The organism is Pseudactinotalea terrae (genome assembly GCF_009733845.1).
Classification (GTDB): Bacteria; Actinomycetota; Actinomycetes; order Actinomycetales; family Beutenbergiaceae; genus Pseudactinotalea; species Pseudactinotalea terrae.
On record NZ_WNXZ01000002.1, the window covers coordinates 190,489 to 210,011 of the forward strand.

Sequence of the window (19,523 nt, forward strand, 5' to 3'; positions counted from 1 at the left end):
TCAGGGTCGTTCGAGCGTCGGGTCCTGAGCGCGGCGGCGCTCCTCGGCCTGCTCGGTGAACCGCATCGATAGGAAGAGGGCGAGGCCGAGCGCCAGCACCATCACGATCCCGATGATGCCGAGGCGCTCCTGCCCGGTGATCGCCACGAACGAGGCGAACGCGGCCGGTGCCAGGAAGCTGACGGCACGGCCCGCGGTGGCGTACAGGCCGAAGTTCTCGCTCGCCGTCTCGGCGGACGTCATGCGTGCCAGCATCGACCGCGACGCCGACTGGATCGGGCCCACGCAGCTCGCGATCACGAGGCCGCCCACCCAGAACACGATGTCGGCGTCGGAGGCGATGATCGCCGTGCCCATCACGAGGATGACGACGAGCGAGGCCACGATCACCGGGCGGGGGCCGAACTTGTCGTCGAGCCGGCCGGCGAACCAGGTGCCGATGCCGGCGATCAGGTTGGCGGCGAGGCCGAAGATGATCACCATCGTCTGGCTGAACCCGTAGGCGTTCGCGGCCAGCACGCCCGCGAATGTGAACACGGCGCCGAGGCCGTCGCGGTAGACGGCCGAGGCGAGGAAGAAGTGCAGCAGCGAGCGCTCGGAGCGCCACAGGTGCACCAGCCGGACGCCGAGATCGCGGTAGGCGGTGAGGAGGTTGAAGCGGCCGGTCGCGAGCGAGGGCGGCTCCTGCGGGGCCAGGATCAGCAGCGGCAGCCCGAAGAGGAGGAACCAGCCCGCACACATGAGCGCGACACCACGCACGTTCTGTGCCCCGTCGGTGGGCAGGCCGAGCATCCCGCCGTCGAGGATGAACCCGAACAGCGCCACCACCAGTGCGAACACGCCGCCGATGTAGCCCAGGCCCCAGGCGGTGCCGGAGATCCGGCCGTAGGTCTTCGGCGTCGAGATGTGCAGCAGCATGCTGTTGTAGAAGACGCCGGCGAGCTCGGAGAACACCGACGCCACGGCGATGAGGATGCAGCCGAGCAGCAGGTAGCTGTCCTCGGGCTTGACGAACCACAGCCCCGCCATGCACACGATCGTGGCGAGGGTGGCGATCGTCAGCAGCAGCCGGGAGTTGCGCAACCGGTCGGCGAACGTGCCCATCGCTGGTGCGAGCAGCGCGATCGCCAGGCCGGCCCACGCCTGCGTGTTGGAGAAGACCTGGGTGCCGCGCAGCTCGTTGTCGGCAACCGTTCCGGTCACGTACACGCTGAACACGAACGTCAGGATCACGGTGTTGAACGACTGCTGCCCGAAGTCCCAGATGCTCCAGGCACGCACCACCTTGCGCGGGACCGGGGCGATCTCGTCGACCTGCGCGGGCACGGCCGGCACGTTGTTCATGCGGACAACGTAGGGGGCGCCGCGGCGGCGGCCAAGCAGAACCGCTGCGAAGCCAGCCCGGGGATCGAACCGCCGCGGCTTGGCGATATGATGGATCCGTCAAACCAGCAGACCGCTCGCCTGTCGTCGAGCACCGTCCGGAAAGGGTGGCGTGCTCACCGACGCGTCGAAACCGCTGTACGAGGTCAAGGCCAACCTCTTCAAGGGCCTCGCGCACCCGGCTCGCATCCGGGTGCTGGAGATACTGAGCGGCGCGGAGGAGGTCTCGGTCGCCGGCCTGCTCACCGAGACCGGCCTCGAGGCGTCCAACCTGTCCCAGCACCTCGGGGTGCTGCGGCGGTTCCTGCTGGTCACCGCCGAGCGGCGCGGCTCGCTCGTGTACTACCGCCTCGCCCACCCCGAGGTGGCCGAGCTGTTGCGGGTGGCTCGCTCGTTGCTGGCGGCGGTGCTGCAGGACAACCGGGACCGGCTCGAGGTGGCCGACTCGCTCCCGGCCCTGACCGAGCTGCCCCGATGAGCGTCACGGGTGCGGCGGGGCACCTCAGGAGCCTGCTGCCCGGCCGCGACGACTACCGCGGGATCCGCACCACGTGGGGCGTCGACCTGCTCGCGGGTGTGACGGTCGGCATCGTGGCGCTCCCGCTCGCGCTCGCGTTCGGCATCAGCGCCGGCGCCGGTGCCGAGAGCGGGATCGTGACGGCGATCATCGCCGGTGTCGTGGCCGCGATCTTCGGCGGCTCGCACGTGCAGGTCTCGGGCCCGACCGGCGCGATGGTCGTGGTGCTCGCGCCGCTGCTCGCCACCCACGGCGTGGGCGTGCTGCCCCTCGTGTGCCTGGCGGCCGGCGTGCTCGTGGCGATCGCCGGTGTGCTGCGCCTCGGCCGCACCGTGGGGCTGATCCCGTGGCCGGTGATCGAGGGCTTCACGCTCGGGATCGCGGTGATCATCTTCAGCCAGCAGATTCCCGCCGCGCTCGGCACGGAGGCCGCCGGGTCCACCAACGCCGTGGCGGCGGCGGTGCTCGCCCTGCCACGGATCGGCTGGCCCGAGACGGCGGCTGCGCTGCTGATGGTGGCGATCGTCGCCGTCGTGATGGTGCTGGCGCCCAAGGTGGCGCCGAGGTTCCCCGCCTCGATCGTGGGGATCGTCATCGCCACGGTCGTGGCGGTGCTGACCGACGTGCCGCTCGCGCGGATCGGTGAGCTGCCTGCCGGGCTGCCCAGCCCGGTGCTGCCGGTGATCGAGCTCGGGCTGCTGCGCGAGATCGCCGGTCCGATCGTGGCGGTCGCCGCGCTGGCCGCGATCGAGTCGCTGCTCTCGGCGCGGGTGGCCTCCTCGATGTCCGACGTGGGCCCTTACGACGCCGACCGCGAGCTGGTCGGGCAGGGGCTCGCCTCGATCGCCGCCGGCATGTTCGGGGGGATGCCTGCGACGGGAGCGATCGCGCGCACCGCCGTGAACGTGCGCTCCGGTGCACGCAGCCGGCTCGCCGCCATCACCCACGCGGTGCTGCTGCTCCTGGTCGTCCTGGTCGGCGCGAGCGTCGTCGAGCAGATCCCGCTGGCGGCGCTCGCCGGCGTGCTGGTGGTGACGGCCACCCGGATGGTCGCCTGGCGCACCGTGCGGCAGGTCGTGAAGACCTCGCGCTCCGACGCGCTGGTGTTCGTGCTGACCGCTGTGGTGACCATCAGCGTCGACCTGATCTACGCCGTCGTCATCGGGATCGCCGCGGCCGCCGTGCTCGCGCTGCGCAACCTCAGCCGCGCCAGCGGGATCCACCGCGAGGAGCTGCCAGGCCCCGTGGTCGACGGCGACGACCGGATCGCCCTGTACCGGATCGAGGGCGTGCTGTTCTTCGGCACCGCCGAGCGGTTGCTGGAGCGGGTCTCGGCGATCGAGGGTGTCGAGGTGGTGATCCTGCGGATGTCGCAGCTGCAGATGCTCGACGCCACTGCCGCGCAGATCCTCGGCGAGATGATCACGGGCCTCGATCGCCGCGGCGTGACCGTCCTGGTCAAGGGCGTGCAGGCGCGGCACCTCCCTGTCGCGGTGCGCGCCGGCATGATCGCGGCGCTGCGACACCCCCGGCACCTCGTCGAGGAGCTGCCCGACGCCGTCGAGCACGCCCGAAGCCACGTGGTCCGATCCGCTGTCGCACGCTCCACGTAGCCTCGTGCGCATGAGCGCGACGATCGGGCAGCCCGGTGGCAGCCAGGAGCGGCCGGCCACGTTCTTCAGCGGGCCCGAGGAGTTCCGCGCGTGGCTCGAGGCCAACCACGAGACCGAGAGCGAGCTCTGGATGGGTCTGCGCGGCAGGCACGTGCCGGACCGTGGGCTGACCTGGGAGGAAGCCGTGCCGGAGGCGCTGTGCTTCGGCTGGATCGACTCGGTCAGCCAGCGCATCGACGAGAACTCCCGCCGGCAGCGCTGGACACCGCGCAAACCGACCTCCAGCTGGAGCAAGATCAACATCGCTCACGTCGAGCGGCTGCAGGCCGAGGGCAAGATGCGGCCGGCGGGGATCGCGGCCTACGAGCGGCGATCGGCCGCCCGGTCCGGCATCTACTCCTACGAGAACGCCCCTGCCGAGCTCACGCCCGAGCAGGCGGCCGCGCTCGCGGCCGATCCCGCGGCGAGCGCGTTCTGGCAGGAGGCCACGCCGTCGTACCGCAAGCTCGTGGTCGGCTGGCTCACCAGTGCCAAGCGGGAGCAGACCCGTGCGGATCGCCTCGCCACGTTCATCGCCGACTCCGCCGCGGGTCGCCTGATCCCCCCGCAGCGCTACGGAGACGAGCCGAGATGGGTCGAGCGAGCCGCCGCGGCCGCCCGTGCGGCGACGCGGTGAGACATCGCGCCTCCTAGGCTGACCCCGTGGAGCCGCCGAGAACCGACCCCGCGCTGATCGAGCGGCTGCGAGCCGATCTCGAGAGCGCACGCTACGACGTCGAGCATCTCGCCGAGGCCTTCGGCCCGATGGCTGTCGCTGCGCTGGAGCGGGAGAACCGGCTGCCCGCGCTGCTCGCCGCACGCCGCAGCGAGGATCCCGCGGCGACCCTCGCGCGGCTGCTCACGCTCGGCGACGAGGTCCCGCACGCGCTGGCGGAGGCCGCTCTGCCGAGCCTGCGCGTCGCGGGCGCCACCCGCCTCGGGCTCGTGGTGAGCGACGGCGAGCGGGTGCGGGCCGCCGTCGACCTGCGCCCGATCGACATCGGTGGCCGAGCGTGGTGGCTGACCTCCGACCAGGACTCCACGACGACGTCCAGGCCGGTGGAGCCGGACCATGTCCTCGGGCTCGGTGGTGCCTCTCGCACGCTGGCGGAGCTGACGGTCCGCGGACCGGTCTCCCGCGCGCTCGATCTCGGTACCGGTTGCGGGGTGCAGGCGCTCGCGCTCGCCTCGCACACGGGGTCCGTCACGGCGACCGACATCTCCGCACGCGCGCTCGCCTACGCACGCTTCAACGCTGCCCTCAACGGCACCGAGATCGACTGGCGCGAGGGCTCGATGCTCGAGCCTGTCGCGGGGGAGCAGTTCGATCTCGTGGTCTCGAACCCGCCGTTCGTGATCACGCCGCGCTCGGGCGAGCTGGAGACCTACACCTATCGCGACGGCGGCCGCTCCGGCGACGACCTCGTGCGCGATCTCATCACCTCGGTCTCCTCGGTGCTCGCCCCGGGCGGGCTGGTGCAGCTGCTCGGGAACTGGGAGATCAGGCGCGGGCAGAAGTGGACCGAACGGGTCCGGGCCTGGCTCGACGCCAGCGGGCTCGACGGCTGGGTGATCCAGCGCGAGGTCCTCGACCCCGCGCACTACGCCGAGACCTGGCTGCGCGACGGGGGCATCTCGGTCGACCGCGACCGGCCCGAGTGGGAGGCGGCCGCCGAGGCGTGGCTCGCGGACTTCGAGGACCGCCGGGTCGCGGGCATCGGGTTCGGCTACGTGGTGCTGAGGAAGCCGTGGGCCGCGGGCGGCACCCGTACCCACCGGCTCGAGGAGCTCGACGGCCCGGTCGGGCCGGCGCTCGGGGAGCGGGTGGCCGAGTCGCTGCGGGTGATGGACCTGCTCGCGGGGCTCGACGACGACGCGGTTCTCGACCTGGCGCCGGTGGTCGCGGCGGATGTCACCGAGGAGCGCCACCACCTGCCGGGCGAGCCCGATCCCAGCGTGATCCTGCTGCGCCAGGGCGGCGGCTTGGGGCGCGTGGTCCGGGCCGACACGCTGCTGGCCGCGGTCGTGGGCGCCTGCGACGGCGACCTCACGCTCGGGCAGATCACCGGCGGTGTCGCGGTGCTGCTCGACGCCCCTGTCGGCGACGTCCGGGCATCCGTGCTGCCTGCGGTGCGCGACCTGCTGGTCGACGGTCAGCTGACCCTGCCCGGACCGGTTACGGTGTCGGCGTGAACGAGGGCGACGTGGCTGTCGAGCGAGCGGGTGGCGAGGCGAGCAGGCCCGGGACGCAGCACCTGGTGCCGCCGCACGTGCTGGCCCCGGCTCTCGCGGCGATCGTGTGCCTGATCCTCGTGGTCATCGACTGGCGGGTGTTCGTCAACACCACGCGCGGCCAGCTGGTCGAGGAAGCGGCCCGGATCGGGTCCAGGGATGCGCGCGAGTCGTTCTCGGGGATCACCGGGACCCTGCTCAGCGTGGTCACGGTGCCCGCGCTCGTGATCGTCGTGATCGTGGCCGTGCTGATCGCGCTCGCCCAGAAGCGGTGGTCGATCGCGATCGCCGCCATCGTGGTGCTGGTGGGCTCGAACCTCACCACGCAGGTGCTCAAGGAGCTGCTGAACCGGCCGCTCGACGACGTCTCGGAGGTCGCGCTCAACTCCTTCCCCTCCGGGCACGCGACCGTGGCGGCCTCCGTCGCCGCGACCGCGCTGCTGGTGCTGCCGGTCCGGTGGCGTCCGCCGGTCGCGGTGCTCGGGTCGCTGCTCGCTGCGGCGATCGGCATCTCCACGATGATCGGGACCGAGGCCACCGCCTGGCACCGCGGCTCCGACGTGGTCGCCGCGATGCTGATCGCCACGCTCTGGTACTTCCTCGTCGAGGCCGTGCTCGCCGGCCTCGCGCACGCGAGCGGCGAGATCGCCGCCGCCGGGAACCCGCCCCGCGCCCTGATGAAGGTCCCGCTGCGGATCCTCAGCACGCTCGGCTGGCTGAGCGTGGGGCTGGGGGTTGGCGCCCTGGCGGCGACCGCCGTCAGGGCACCGATCAGCACCGATCTGGGCTTCCAGGTGGCGTTCCTCGGGTCGATCCTCGGGGTCGCCGCGGTCGCCTTCTTCACCTCGGCGTTGATGCTGCGGCTGCGCCCCCATCACCAGCCCCCACTGGCCGATCCGCTCTGAGGGAAGTCGGTAACTCCCTGCGGCTCGGGTACAGTCCGGCACCGAGAGCGCACCGGAACCGACATCCGGTAGGGGAGCGCCGCCGTCGGGAATCAACCACACCGGTCGCACAGCGCACCGGGAAGGAGGTCGGGCGTGGCAGGACGCAAGCTCGTCATCGTCGAGTCACCAGCGAAGGCCCGCACGATCGCCGGCTACCTGGGGTCGGACTTCGACGTCGAGGCGAGCGTCGGCCACATCCGCGACCTTCCGCAGCCCTCGGAGCTGCCCGCGGAGATGAAGAAGGGGCCGTACAAGAAGTTCGCCGTCGATGTCGACAGCGGTTTCGACCCCTACTACGTCGTCTACCCGGACAAGAAGAAGAAGGTCGCCGAGCTCAAGAAGCTCCTCAAGGACGCCGACGAGCTCTACCTCGCCACGGATGAGGACCGCGAGGGCGAGGCGATCGCCTGGCATCTGCTGGAGACGCTCAAGCCCAAGGTGCCGGTCAAGCGGATGGTGTTCCACGAGATCACGAGGGAGGCGATCCAGCGGGCGCTGGAGAGCACCCGCGAGCTCGACGACCGGCTCGTCGACGCGCAGGAGACGCGCCGCATCCTCGACCGCCTCTACGGCTACGAGATCTCCCCGGTGCTCTGGCGCAAGGTCCGGCAGGGCCTCTCCGCGGGGCGGGTGCAGTCGGTCGCGACGCGCCTGGTCGTGGATCGCGAGCGGGAGCGGATGGCGTTCCGCAAGGCGTCCTACTGGGACCTGCGCGGCCAGTTCAGCCACGAGGGCTCGCCTGCGTTCCCCGCCCGCCTGATGACCCTCGACGGCGTCAAGGTCGCCCAGGGCCGGGACTTCGCCGACGACGGCACGCTCAAGGCGAAGGGCGCTGTCGCACTCGACGAGCCCGCCGCGACCGCGCTGGTGGCTGCGCTGGAGAACGCGCCGTTCGCGGTGCGGTCGGTCGAGACGAAGCCCTACACCCGCCGTCCGGCGGCGCCGTTCACCACCTCCACGCTGCAGCAGGAGGCCTCCCGCAAGCTGCGCTGGAGCTCGAACCAGACGATGCGCACCGCGCAGGGGCTGTACGAGAACGGCTACATCACGTACATGCGGACCGACTCCTCGGCGCTGTCGAGCCAGGCGATCGCCGCCGCGCGCCGGCAGGCGACCGAGCTGTACGGCGCTGACTTCATCCCGGAGAAGGCGCGTGTCTACGGCAAGGCGGCCAAGGGCGCGCAGGAGGCGCACGAGGCGATCCGCCCCGCGGGTGACTCGTTCCGCACCCCCGGCCAGGTCTCGGGCGAGCTCTCCGGTGACCAGTTCAGGCTCTACGAGCTGATCTGGAAGCGCACCGTCGCCTCGCAGATGGCTGATGCCAAGGGCTCGACGGCGACGATCCGGCTGGGTGCGACGGCCTCGGACGGGCGCGACGCCGAGTTCGGCGCCTCGGGCACCGTGATTACCTTCCGCGGCTTCCTGGCCGCGTACGAGGAGGGCCGCGACGTCGAGCGTTACGGCGAGGCCTCCGAGGCCGAGACCCGGCTGCCGGATGTCGCCGAGGGCGCACCGCTGACGGCCGAGGAGCTGAGCGCCGAGGGACACGAGACCTCGCCGCCGCCCCGGTACACCGAGGCGAGCCTGGTGAAGGCTCTCGAGGAGCGGGGGATCGGGCGACCGAGCACGTACGCCTCCACGATCTCGACCATCACCGACCGCGGTTACGTGGACCGGCGCGGTCAGGCCCTGGTGCCGACATGGCTGGCGTTCGCCGTGATCCGGCTGCTCGAGGAGAACTACGGCCGGTTGGTCGACTACGACTTCACCGCGGGCATGGAGGCCGATCTCGACTCGATCGCCCACGGCGAGCGCGACCGGGTCGAGTGGCTGACCGGGTTCTACTTCGGCCGCGAGGGTGATGAAGGCCTGAAGGACATGGTCGCTGATGCCGGCGACATCGACGCCCGCGAGGTCAACTCGATCCCGCTGGGCGATGGCATCGTGCTGCGGGTGGGCCGCTACGGGCCGTACCTGGAGGTACCGCTCCCCGAGGGAGCCGCCGAGGGGGGGACCCCGGCGCGCGCGAGCGTGCCCGAGGACCTGGCGCCGGACGAGCTGACCCCTGAGCGTGCACGTGAGCTCATGGCCGAGGCCGCCACCACCGGCGACGACGGCCGCCAGCTGGGCACCGACCCGGCCACCGGGCACGAGATCGTCGTCAAGAACGGCCGCTTCGGCCCGTACGTGACCGAGGTGCTGCCCGAGCCTGCCGAGGACGAGAAGCCCAAGAAGGGCAAGGGCAAGGCTGCCAAGGCCAAGCCGCGCACGGCGTCGTTGTTCAAGGACATGTCGGTCGAGACGGTCGAGCTCGAGACCGCGCTGAAGCTGCTGTCGCTGCCGCGCGTCGTCGGGACCGTCACCGAGGGCGAGGGTGAGGAGGCCAAGGAGGTCGAGATCACCGCGCAGAACGGGCGGTACGGGCCCTACCTCAAGAAGGGCACCGACTCCCGGAGCCTGGAGACCGAGCAGCAGCTGTTCGACATCACGCTCGAGCAGGCGCTGGAGATCTACGCCCAGCCCAAGCGCGGGCGCGGCGCCGGCACCGCGAGGCCGCCGCTGGCCGAGTTCGGCGAGGACCCGGTCTCGGGCAAGCCCGTGGTCGTCAAGGACGGCCGCTTCGGCCCCTATGTGACCGACGGCGCCACCAACGCCACGCTCCGCAAGGCCGACCCGCTGGAGACCCTCACCAAGGAGCGCGCCTACGAGCTCCTCGCGGAGAAGCGCGCCGCGGGGCCGGCGAAGCGTCCGGCTCGCGGAGCGAAGCGGACCACCGCGAAGAAGACCACGAAGAAGAGCTGACCGGCGTGCGCACGAGGGGCGCGCGGTACCGCACCTGACACAAACTCGTGGCCAGATCGCGCTGGGAGCAACTCAGCGGCCGGAACGGCGCATCTGGCCACGACTTTGGGTCACTCGCCGGGTAGGACCATCCCGACCTGACGGCGGATCTCATCCATCGCCGTCTGGGTGCCGATGATCTCCGCCCACGGACGCAGCGGTGACTCGTGCTCGCCGGCGCGCACCCGCCGCGCGACCTCGGCGGCCTGGTACTGGAACCCGCCGGCGACCTCCGGCGCCACGCGCCACGGCTCGCCCTCGTGCGGGTGCACCGTGAAGGAGCCGGGCGCGAAGAACGTCGCGTCGACCGTGATCCGGCCCGCGGTGCCAGCGATCTCGGCGATGTTGTGCCCGCGGGCGAGCATGGTCGAGGACAGCTGCGCGACAGCGCGCTCGTAGCCGAACGTGATCGCGAGCGTCGCATCGACACCGGCCTCGGTCAGCTGGCCGGTCGCGTGCACCGAGGTCGGCTCGCCGAGGATGTCGAAGGCGAAGGCCACCGGGTAGATCCCGAGATCGAGCAGCGCACCGCCCGCGAGCTCGGGCCGCGCCATCCGCGGCACGTGCGAGATCGCCTGGCTGTGGCTCGCGTACATCGCGACCAGCTCACCGATCGCGCCCGAGCCGATCACGTCGCGCAACGCGACCATGTGCGGCAGGAACCGGCTCCACATCGCCTCCATCGCGAACACGCCGCGCTCGCGGGCGGCATCGAGCACCTCGCGTGCCTCCGCAGCGTTGCGCGTGAACGACTTCTCGACCAGCACATGCTTGCCCGCCTCGATCGCGAGCAGCGCGTGGTCGCGGTGCTCGGAGTGCGGTGAGGCCACGTAGACCGCCTCGACCTCGGGGTCGGCGACCAGCTCCTCGTAGCTGCCGTGCGCGCGTCCCACAGCGTTCGCGGCAGCGAAGGCCTCCGCGCGGTCGAGCGCGCGCGACCCGACCGCCACCACGGTCGAGGCCGTGTGCGCCGGCACGTCCGCGGCGAACTTCCGCGCGATCCCGCCCGCGGCGAGGATGCCCCATCGCAGCGGCGGTGCGTCAGCGGGGTCAGGTCCGAGGTCAGGCGTCATGATCGAGACCCTAACGGCCACCTCCTGGCACGAACTCCACGCTCGATGGAGCCGCAAGCGTTTGCGAAGCCGTCGGAGCGGCGTCGAGCGTGGAGTTCGTCCCACTCGCTCCGGCTGGCCGTGGCGGTGTCCCCGGCTGCGGCTACTGTGTGGCGGGTGGCCGGGCTCTTCATCTCCTTCGAAGGTGGCGACGGCGCCGGCAAGTCCACCCAGCTCGCCCGCCTCGCCCAGTGGTTCCGCGAGCAGGGCCGCGAGGTGGTCACCACCCGGGAGCCCGGCGGCACCGCGCTCGGGAACCAGCTTCGCGACCTCGTGCTGCACGGCGAGGACGTCGACGAGCGCACCGAGGCGCTGCTCTACGCCACCGACCGGGCCCACCACGTGGCCGAGGTGATCCGGCCCGCGCTGGCGCGTGACGCCGTCGTGCTCACGGATCGCTATCTCGACTCCTCGGTCGCCTACCAGGGCGGCGGCAGAGGCCTGACGGCGGAGCGCGTCGAGGAGCTCAACCTCTGGGCTGTCGATGGTCTCCTCCCGGAGATCACGGTGCTGCTCGACCTCGATCCCGCTCATCTGCCCGCCCGCCTCACGGGCGCACCGGACCGGCTGGAGCGCGCCGGCGCGGAGTTCCACGCCCGCACCCGGGCGGCGTTCCTCGAGCGTGCCGCCGCGCATCCCGACCGCTTCGTGGTCATCGACGCCGCTGCGCCGGTGGAGGAGATCGCCGCCGAGATCCGCACCCACGTCGACGCCGCCCTCGCAAGGCGAGGCACCGCATGAGCCTGTGGGACGCCGTCGTCGGGCAGCAGGACGTGGTGGCGACGCTGACCTCGGCGGCGGCCCGCCCGGAGACGATGACGCACGCCTGGCTGATCACCGGGCCGCCCGGCTCCGGTCGCTCGGTCGCGGCCCGCGCGTTCGCGGCCGCGCTGCAGGCACCAGATGATCCCGAGGGAACCTCGCACGAGGCACGTACCGCGTTCACGGGCACCCACGCCGACGTCACCGTGCACGTGACCGAGCGACTGATCATCACGATCGACGAGGCACGCAGCCTCGTCGAGACCGCCTACCGCACGCCGGCCCGCGGCCGCTGGCGCGTCATCATCATCGAGGATGCCGACCGCATCGCCGAGCGCACCTCCAACGTGCTGCTCAAGGCGATCGAGGAACCACCGCCGCGCACGGTCTGGCTCCTGTGCGCGCCGAGCCCGATGGACATGCTCCCGACGATCCGCTCCCGCTGCCGGCAGATCAACCTCCGGGTGCCGGAGCCGCAGGCCGTCGCCGACCTGCTGGTCCAGCGCGACGGCGTCGAGCCCCGGCTCGCGCTCGAGTGCGCGCACGCCGCTCAGAGCCACATCGGTGTCGCCAGCAGGCTGGCCCGCAGCCCCGAGGCCCGCGCCTACCGCGACCGGGTGCTTGGGATCCCCACGCGGATCCGCGGCGTCGGAGATGCCGTGCTCGCGGCGGGCGAGCTGGTCGAGGCCGCCACCGAGCAGAGCAAGCTCGCCACCGCCGAGCGGGACGCCGAGGAGCGCGTCGAGCTGATGCGCAACCTGGGCGTCACCGAGGGAGACAGGCTGCCGCCCTCGCTGCGCTCGCAGGTGCGTCAGCTCGAGGAGGACCAGAAGCGCCGGGCGCGCCGCTCGCTCCTCGACACGATCGATCGCGCCCTCGTGGACCTGCTGTCCTTCTATCGGGACGTGCTCGTGACGCAGCTCGGCAGCGACGTCGACCTCATCAACATGGCCGCCGAGCCCCGGATCCGAGAGCTGGCGGCGGAGTCCACGCCCGAGCAGTCGCTGCGCCGCATGCAGGCGATCGGTCGCACCCGCGCTCGCTTCGACGAGTTCGGCACCATCGCACCGCTGCTCGCGATCGAGTCGCTCTTCATCGCCCTCCGGCCCCAAGGATGAGGCACGCGGACGGACCTGCCCTCGTTGCGCCGTCGGCCAACGGCCCCGCATCTCCCTACACTGGCCGAGTGCGATCAAGGAGAGGGGCCGGCGCCGCTGTGCTCGTGGCCGCGGCGGCGTTGATCGCCGGCTGCGCGGCGCCGGCGCCGATGATCCAGCCGGGCAGCGTCAGCCTCGACGGCAGCACGCCTGCCGGGCTGGAGGAGTTCTACGCCCAAGAGGTCGAGTGGGCCGAGTGCGGCAGCGGCTTCGACTGCGCCACGGTCGAGGTCCCGATGAACTACGAGGACCCGACCGGCGAGACCATCGAGATCGCCGTCAAGCGCTTCAACCACACCGGCGACGGCGAGGCCGTCGGCACGATGTTCATCAACCCGGGCGGTCCGGGCGGCTCCGGCATCGAGATGGTCACGTCCACCACCTCCTACTTCTCCAGGACGCTGCGCGACGGCTACGACATCGTCGGCTTCGACCCGCGCGGCGTAGGCGAGTCCCACGGCGTGCGCTGCTACACCACCGAGCAGCTCAACGAGTACTACGAGACCTCCTACGACCTCACCACGGATGCGGGCTGGGAGGCGTACGTCGCGGATGCGACCGCCTACGGCGAGGCGTGCCTGGAGAACACCGGCCCGGTGATGGAGTTCCTCGACACCGTGAGCGCGGCGAAGGACCTCGACATCCTGCGCGGCGCGCTCGGCCAGGAGACGCTCACCTACTTCGGCTTCTCGTACGGCACGTTCCTGGGTGCCCACTACGCCGAGCTCTTCCCCACCCGCGTGGGGCGGCTCGTGCTCGACGGCGCGGTCGACCCCGCTCTCAGCTTCGCCGAGCTCACCGCCGGTCAGAACGAGGGCTTCGAGGTCGCGTACCGCTCCTACCTCGAGGACTGCCTCGCGGGTGCGAGCTGCCCGTTCACCGGCACGGTCGACGAGGCGTGGGACCGCACCGTGGAGCTGCTGGACGAGCTCGCCGCCAACCCGATCGACAGCGGCGACGCCGAGCGGCCCGTCAGCGACAGCGAGCTGGTGAGCGCGATCATCACGTCGATGTACAGCCCGGGCTGGTGGTCCACCCTGACCGAGGCGATCGGGCTGGCGCTCGAGGGCGACGGCAGCCAGGTGCTGCTGATGGCCGACATCGCGGCCGACCTCGACGACGACGGGAACTACCCCGAGGACGAGGGCGCCTTCCGCCTGATCGACTGCCTCGACTACCCGGTCGAGCTCGACCGCGACGAGATCACCGCGAACGCCGACGCGCTCGTGGCAGCCAACGACCTGTTCGGCCCCTACATGGGGTACGGCGAGGTGGGCTGCGCCACGCTGCCGTTCCAGTCCAGCGCCGTCCGGGACCCGATCACGGCCCCCGGCACCCCGCCGATCCTCGTGATCGGCACCACCCGCGACCCGGCCACGCCGCACGAATGGGCCGTGTCGATGGCCGATCAGCTGGAGAGCGGGGTGTTCCTCAGCTACGACGGCGACGGTCACACCGCCTACGGCTACGGCTCCTGCATCGACGAGGCGGTGGACGCCTTCCTCCTGGAGGGAACGGTCCCCGATGACGGGTTGAGCTGCTGATTCGACCACCCCGCTCCGCCCGGGTACAGTAGGCGGTCGCCGGGTCCCTCCGGCAGCGCCGCCTTAGCTCAGTCGGCAGAGCGATTCACTCGTAATGAATAGGTCCGGGGTTCGATTCCCCGAGGCGGCTCGATCACGGCCCGGTCCCCTTCGCGGGACCGGGCCGTCGTCGTTCCCCCCGGTTTCCCGTCGTTGTCGACGGCGCGGGGTTAGGGTCGGAGAGGTCGCACGCGAGTGACGCGTGCACCGATCCGAGGAGGCACCGATGGGACTGGGTGAGCAGTTCAAGGACAAGGCCGACGAGGTGCGGGACAAGGCCGAGGACGCCGTCGACAAGCTGTCCGACGACGATTCTGCGGACCGCGGTCAGGCCGACCAGGCGGAGGACCGGGGCGGCCCGAGCGCGGCTGCCAAGAACGCCAAGAACGACTGGGACATCGCCAAGAAGGACTGACCGCTTCTGCGGGGGACTGGCCGAACCGCTCAGGGAGCCACGGATCACGGCGAACCCGTGCAACGATCGGGGCCGCGACGACAGAGCAGAGTAGGGCGCCGTCGTCATGCCCTCAGATCGATGGACCCTGGGAACGGAGCGCCGATGGCCGACGACGCAGTGCCGGCCGGTCCCCGCGACCAGGCCTGGTTCGATGCGCTGTTCGCCGAGCACGCCCGGGCCGTGCACCGCTACTTCCTGCGCCGCGCACCGCACGACGACGCCGAGGACCTGGCTGCTGACGTGCTCGCCACGGCCTGGCGGCGCCGCGACGACCTCCCCGAGGGTCACGAGCTCGCCTGGCTGTACCGCACGGCGGGCTTCGTGCTCGCCAACTATCGCCGCAAGGGCCGCGCGATCCCGGTCGAGGAGCTCCCCGACGACGCCGACGGCGAGTACGCCTCCGACCCGGCCGACATCGTCGTCGAGGACGAGGCTGTCCGCCGCGTGCTCGCCGAGCTGAGCCCCCGCGACCGGCACGTGCTGCTCCTGCACGTCTGGGAGGGGCTCGACGGCGAGGCGCTGGGCCAGGCGCTCGGGATCAGTCGGGGTGGGGCGGCGGCGGCGCTGTCGCGGGCCCGCGCGCGGCTGCGCGAGGGCTGGGACGACAGGGTGGAGGCGTAGCGCATGTCACTGCAACAACGGTTCGCCGCGCCACACATGACCGAAGGAACGGGCACCGCGGTGCTCCCGGAGGGACATGACGATGAGTGACGACGAGAGCATCAGCAGGTTGCTGGCTGCCGACCCCGCACAGGGGCATGCCACCGACCTCGCTGCGCTGCGCCGCGCCGTCGACACCCGCCTGGAGGCGGATCCCGAGCGCTCTGCGCCGGCCACCCCGGCACCTCGCGACGAGCTGGCCGAGCGGAGGGCTCGGCGGTCGCGGCGGATGTCCTGGGTGGCCGGCGCGGCAGCGTCGGTGATCGTGGGCGTCAGCGGGTACCTGGTCGGTGCCGGCGGCGCGGGAGGTGGCGGCGGCGACAGCGCCGGCGGCGCGGCGGAGGACGTCGACACGTTCGTGGCCTCCGAGGGGGACGAGGCCGACACAGGGATCGCCGACGACGGCGGTGCGGGCGAGGCCACCGAGCAGACCGACGAGCTGGGCGTCATGGGTGGCAGCGACGGCTCGAGCGGCCCCGCCGGGGCGCCCGAGGGCAGGGTCGCGTTCGAGGCGTCCGGGCTCACGGACGAGCGCACCGCCGCGGAGGCGTTCGCCTACGACGCGACCGGCGTGGCAACGGCCGAGCAGGCGCAGCAGCTCGCCGACGCCCTCGGCGTCGTCGGCACCGCCGTGCAGGAGGGCACGGCCTGGGTCGTGGCCGATGGTGAGGGCCGTCGCGTCGCGATCGAGGGCGACGGCGCTGCGACGTTCGGCTACAGCGACCCCACCGTTACCGCCGGCGCGTGCGCCGATGTCCGCGGTGATGTCTCGGACCCCGACGACCTCGGCACCTGCGAGGCCGTGGACGACCCGATCGCCACGGCGCGGGACTTCCTCACCAGTGTGGGGGTGGACAGCGAGACGCTCGAGCTCGTGATCGGCGCATCGTCGCTCGGGGAGGTCGTCGTCGACGGCTACCCGGCAGGCAGCGACGCCGCGGGCCAGCACCTCTGGTCGGTCGTCGTCACGGCCGGCGGCGTCAGCACCGCCACCGGTCCGCTCGCGCCGCTGACCTCGATCGGCAGCTACGAGGTGATCTCGCCGGTCGAGGCGGTGGCACGGCTCGGCGACTCACGCTTCGGTGCGTTCGTGACCAGCCAGGTCACCCAGATCGTGAGCCAGGACCACGGGACGTGGACCCCCTCCGAGGGCGGCACCCTGCCGTGGGCGGTCACCACGCACACGATCACCGGCGCAGACCTCGTGCTCGCCGGGTACCCGTTGGGCGGTGGTGCCGTGGGCGTGCTGCCCACCTGGCGCCTGACCTCCGAGGACGGCGGGACCTGGTCGGTCATCGCCGTCACCGACGAGTTCCTGGACTTCGGGGCCTCGGGGGACTGAGCGCACTCCCGACCTCGGTAGGTTGGGTCCGTGCCCGATCTGCTCACCGATCTGAGGGCCGCCGTCCGCGGTGAGGTCGACGCCTCGAGCCGACGGCGGGCCGAGTACAGCACCGACGCCTCCAACTATCGCGTGGTGCCCGAGGTGGTCGTGTTCCCTCGCACAGCCGAGGATGTGCTGGCCGCGCTCGAGGTGGCGCGGTCCCACCAGAGCCCGGTGACCTCGCGAGGCGGGGGAACCTCGGTGGCGGGCAACGCCGTCGGGCCGGGCGTGGTCATCGACTTCTCGAGGCACATGAACAAGGTGCTCGAGATCGACCCCGAGGCCAGGACGGCGCGCGTGCAGCCCGGCACGGTGATGAGCACGCTGCAGGCCGCGGCCAAGCCGTACGGGCTGCGATTCGGGCCCGACCCCTCCACGCAGAACCGGTGCACGATCGGCGGCATGATCGGCAACAACGCGTGCGGACCGCACGCGGTGGCCTACGGCCGCACAGCCGACAACACGCGCATCCTCGAGGTGGTCGACGGCACCGGCCGCCGCTTCACCGCCGGCCGCGGCGACCTCTCCGCGGTCCCCGGCCTCGCCGAGCTCGTGACCGCGAACCTCGCCGGGATCCGCACCGAGTTCGGCCGGTTCGGCCGCCAGGTCTCTGGATACTCGATGGAGCACCTGCTGCCCGAGAACGGGCGCGACCTCGCGAAGTTCCTCGTCGGCACCGAGGGCAGCCTGGTCACGGTGCTGGAGGCGACGGTCGACCTCGTGCCGATCCCCGGGTCGCCCACGATCGTGGCGCTCGGCTACCCCGACATGCCATCCGCCGCGGATGCGGTGCCCGCCATGCTGGCCCACAAGCCGCTGGCGATCGAGGGCATGGACGACCGGCTCCTCGACGTGGTGCGGCAGCACGCGACCACGCCGATCCCGGACCTGCCCGAGGGCGCCGGCTGGCTGCTGGTCGAGGTCGGCGGTGCCGACCAGGAGGAGGCCTACGCCAACGCTCAGGCGCTGGTCAGGGATGCCGGCACCACCGCCGTCAGGGTCATCCCCGCAGGCCCCGAGGCGGCCAGGATCTGGCAGATCCGTGCCGACGGCGCAGGCCTGGCCGGGCGCACGCCCTCGGGCGCCCAGGCATGGCCGGGCTGGGAGGACGCTGCCGTTCCGCCGGAACGGCTCGGCGCCTACCTGCGGGACTTCAACGCGTTGCTGGACCGGTACGAGCTCGACGGGCTGCCGTACGGCCACTTCGGCGACGGCTGCATCCACGTGCGCATCGACCTGCCGCTGCACCGGCCCGGCGGCACCACGATCCTGCGCGACTTCATGCACGACGCCGCTCGACTGGTCGCGAGCCACGGCGGCTCGCTGTCGGGGGAGCACGGCGACGGCCGTGCGCGCAGCGAGCTGCTGCCGTACATGTACTCGGCCACCTCGATCGCGTTGTTCGAGCAGGTCAAGGGCCTGTTCGACCCCGCGGACACGCTCAACCCCGAGGTCGTGGTCCGGCCCTCCGGCGTCGCGGCCAACCTGCGCCGCCCGCACGCCACGCCGCTGCCGCTCACCCGCACCGGGTTCGCCTACGAGCACGACGGCGGTGACCTCACCACCGCCGTGCACCGGTGCGTCGGGGTGGGCAAGTGCCGCGTGAGCGCGGCTGCGGGCTCCTTCATGTGCCCCTCGTTCCAGGCGACCAAGGACGAGAAGGACTCCACGCGCGGCCGCGCCAGGGTGCTGCAGGAGCTCGCGAACGGCTCGCTCGTGAGCGGCTGGGACTCGGCCGAGGTCGAGGAGTCGTTGGACCTGTGCCTGTCCTGCAAGGCGTGCAGCGCCGACTGCCCGGCCGGCGTCGACATGGCCACCTACAAGGCCGAGGTGCTGCACCAGCGCTACAGCGGCAAGGTGCGCCCGATCACGCACTACGCGCTCGGCTGGCTGCCCCGCTGGTCGAGGCTGGTCACTGCGGTGCCCGGGCTTGCCGCGATCGCGAACGCGTTGCTCACGGTCGGGCCGCTGCGCACGCTGGTGCTCGCGGGCGGCGGCATGGACACGCGGCGCGGCGTGCCGCGGTTCGCGACCCGGCGGTTCTCCCGCTGGTTCCGCGGCCAGCCCGCGCAGCCGAGCGCGCCGCAGCAGCGCGAGGTGATGCTGTGGGTCGACTCGTTCAGCGAGACGATGTCGCCGGCGGGGGCCGAGGCCACCGTGCGGCTGCTGCAGGACGCCGGGTACACGGTGCGGGTGCCCGATCAGGAGGCCTGCTGCGGTCTCACCTGGATCTCGACCGGCCAGCTCGACGGCGCCCGCACCAAGCTGCGGCAGACGCTCGACGTCCTCACGCCGTGGGTCGAGCGGGGGATCCCGATCGTCGGGGTCGAGCCGAGCTGCACGGCGGTGCTGCGCGGCGACCTGGTCGAGCTGCTCGGCGACGACCCGCGCGCCCGGGCACTCGCCGGCAACGTGCACACGCTCGCCGAGCTGCTGACCGCACCGGCGCCGCTGGGACCGGGGCCGGACTGGACCCCGACGGCGGACCTCACGGGTGTCGCGGTCGTGGCGCAGCCGCACTGCCACCAGCACGCGGTGATGGGCTACGGCCCCGATCTCGCGCTGCTCGAGCGCACCGGTGCCTCGGTGACCACGATCTCTGGCTGCTGCGGGCTCGCGGGCAACTTCGGCATGGAGAAGGGCCACTACGACGTCAGTGTCGCGGTGGCCGAGAACGGCTTGCTGACCGCGCTGCGGGAGGCGCCCGAGGGCGCCGTGCTGCTCGCCGACGGCTTCTCCTGCCGCACTCAGGCCGAGCAGCTCGCCGGCACCAGCGGCGTGACGCTCGCCGAGCTGCTCATGGCCACCGACCTCCCGGCGCGCGCAGCCACGTAGC

15 protein-coding genes and 1 tRNA gene are annotated in these 19,523 nt (G+C 72.1%); 14 read left to right on the plus strand and 2 right to left on the minus strand.

Features of this window, described 5'->3' with window-relative positions; genetic code table 11:
- The gene (locus tag GPA03_RS08355; RefSeq protein WP_156251542.1) at positions 1–1,344 is read right to left on the minus strand and encodes an MFS transporter; all 1,344 of its coding nucleotides are present in this window, start codon (positions 1,342–1,344) and stop codon (positions 1–3) included.
- A 151-nt stretch (positions 1,345–1,495) separates the two neighbouring features.
- On the opposite strand from GPA03_RS08355, the gene GPA03_RS08360 reads away from it, so the two are divergent.
- The 6 genes from GPA03_RS08360 (at position 1,496) to topA (ending at position 9,533) form a co-directional block, all read left to right on the plus strand.
- Positions 1,496–1,861: an ArsR/SmtB family transcription factor gene (locus GPA03_RS08360; protein ID WP_156251543.1), complete on the plus strand. Its 366-nt coding sequence runs from the start codon at positions 1,496–1,498 to the stop codon at positions 1,859–1,861.
- Positions 1,858–3,513: a SulP family inorganic anion transporter gene (locus GPA03_RS08365; RefSeq protein ID WP_156251544.1), complete on the plus strand. Its 1,656-nt coding sequence runs from the start codon at positions 1,858–1,860 to the stop codon at positions 3,511–3,513. The genes GPA03_RS08360 and GPA03_RS08365 overlap by 4 nt, the downstream gene beginning before the upstream one ends.
- 10 nt (positions 3,514–3,523) lie before the next feature.
- Complete coding sequence (locus tag GPA03_RS08370; protein WP_156251545.1) at positions 3,524–4,189, plus strand: YdeI/OmpD-associated family protein; 666 nt, start codon at positions 3,524–3,526, stop codon at positions 4,187–4,189.
- A 26-nt stretch (positions 4,190–4,215) separates the two neighbouring features.
- Entirely contained in the window at positions 4,216–5,745 is a 1,530-nt protein-coding gene (locus GPA03_RS08375; protein ID WP_241681169.1) for a DUF7059 domain-containing protein, read from the plus strand.
- A complete protein-coding gene (locus tag GPA03_RS08380; protein WP_162458305.1) occupies positions 5,742–6,689 on the plus strand; it encodes a phosphatase PAP2 family protein in 948 nt (315 codons plus the stop codon). Before GPA03_RS08375 ends, GPA03_RS08380 begins: the two co-directional genes overlap by 4 nt.
- A 135-nt stretch (positions 6,690–6,824) precedes the next feature.
- Positions 6,825–9,533: a type I DNA topoisomerase gene (gene topA, locus GPA03_RS08385; RefSeq protein WP_156251547.1), complete on the plus strand. Its 2,709-nt coding sequence runs from the start codon at positions 6,825–6,827 to the stop codon at positions 9,531–9,533.
- A 110-nt stretch (positions 9,534–9,643) separates the two neighbouring features.
- Here topA and GPA03_RS08390 read toward each other — a convergent pair whose 3' ends face one another.
- Positions 9,644–10,645, minus strand: a complete 1,002-nt coding sequence (locus tag GPA03_RS08390; RefSeq protein ID WP_156251548.1) for a Gfo/Idh/MocA family protein — start codon at positions 10,643–10,645, stop codon at positions 9,644–9,646.
- Between the two features lie 156 nt (positions 10,646–10,801).
- Between GPA03_RS08390 and tmk the strand changes: the two genes are divergently transcribed.
- The 8 genes from tmk (at position 10,802) to GPA03_RS08430 (ending at position 19,522) form a co-directional block, all read left to right on the plus strand.
- Positions 10,802–11,425 (plus strand): dTMP kinase, encoded by a 624-nt coding sequence (gene tmk / locus GPA03_RS08395; RefSeq protein WP_421958408.1) that lies wholly within the window; start codon positions 10,802–10,804, stop codon positions 11,423–11,425.
- Positions 11,422–12,564: a DNA polymerase III subunit delta' gene (locus GPA03_RS08400; protein WP_156251550.1), complete on the plus strand. Its 1,143-nt coding sequence runs from the start codon at positions 11,422–11,424 to the stop codon at positions 12,562–12,564. The genes tmk and GPA03_RS08400 overlap by 4 nt, the downstream gene beginning before the upstream one ends.
- 68 nt (positions 12,565–12,632) lie before the next feature.
- Complete coding sequence (locus GPA03_RS08405; RefSeq protein ID WP_162458306.1) at positions 12,633–14,147, plus strand: alpha/beta hydrolase; 1,515 nt, start codon at positions 12,633–12,635, stop codon at positions 14,145–14,147.
- 57 nt (positions 14,148–14,204) lie between these two features.
- Positions 14,205–14,277, plus strand: a tRNA-Thr gene (locus GPA03_RS08410).
- Positions 14,278–14,412: 135 nt separating this feature from the next.
- Complete coding sequence (locus GPA03_RS08415; protein ID WP_156251552.1) at positions 14,413–14,601, plus strand: hypothetical protein; 189 nt, start codon at positions 14,413–14,415, stop codon at positions 14,599–14,601.
- A 144-nt stretch (positions 14,602–14,745) separates the two neighbouring features.
- On the plus strand, positions 14,746–15,264 hold the full coding sequence (locus GPA03_RS08420; protein WP_156251553.1) for an RNA polymerase sigma factor: 519 nt from the start codon (positions 14,746–14,748) through the stop codon (positions 15,262–15,264).
- Positions 15,265–15,346: 82 nt separating this feature from the next.
- Positions 15,347–16,645, plus strand: a complete 1,299-nt coding sequence (locus GPA03_RS08425) for a hypothetical protein (RefSeq protein WP_156251554.1) — start codon at positions 15,347–15,349, stop codon at positions 16,643–16,645.
- A gap of 30 nt (positions 16,646–16,675) precedes the next feature.
- Complete coding sequence (locus tag GPA03_RS08430) at positions 16,676–19,522, plus strand: FAD-binding and (Fe-S)-binding domain-containing protein (protein WP_156251555.1); 2,847 nt, start codon at positions 16,676–16,678, stop codon at positions 19,520–19,522.
- Position 19,523 lies beyond the last annotated feature (1 nt).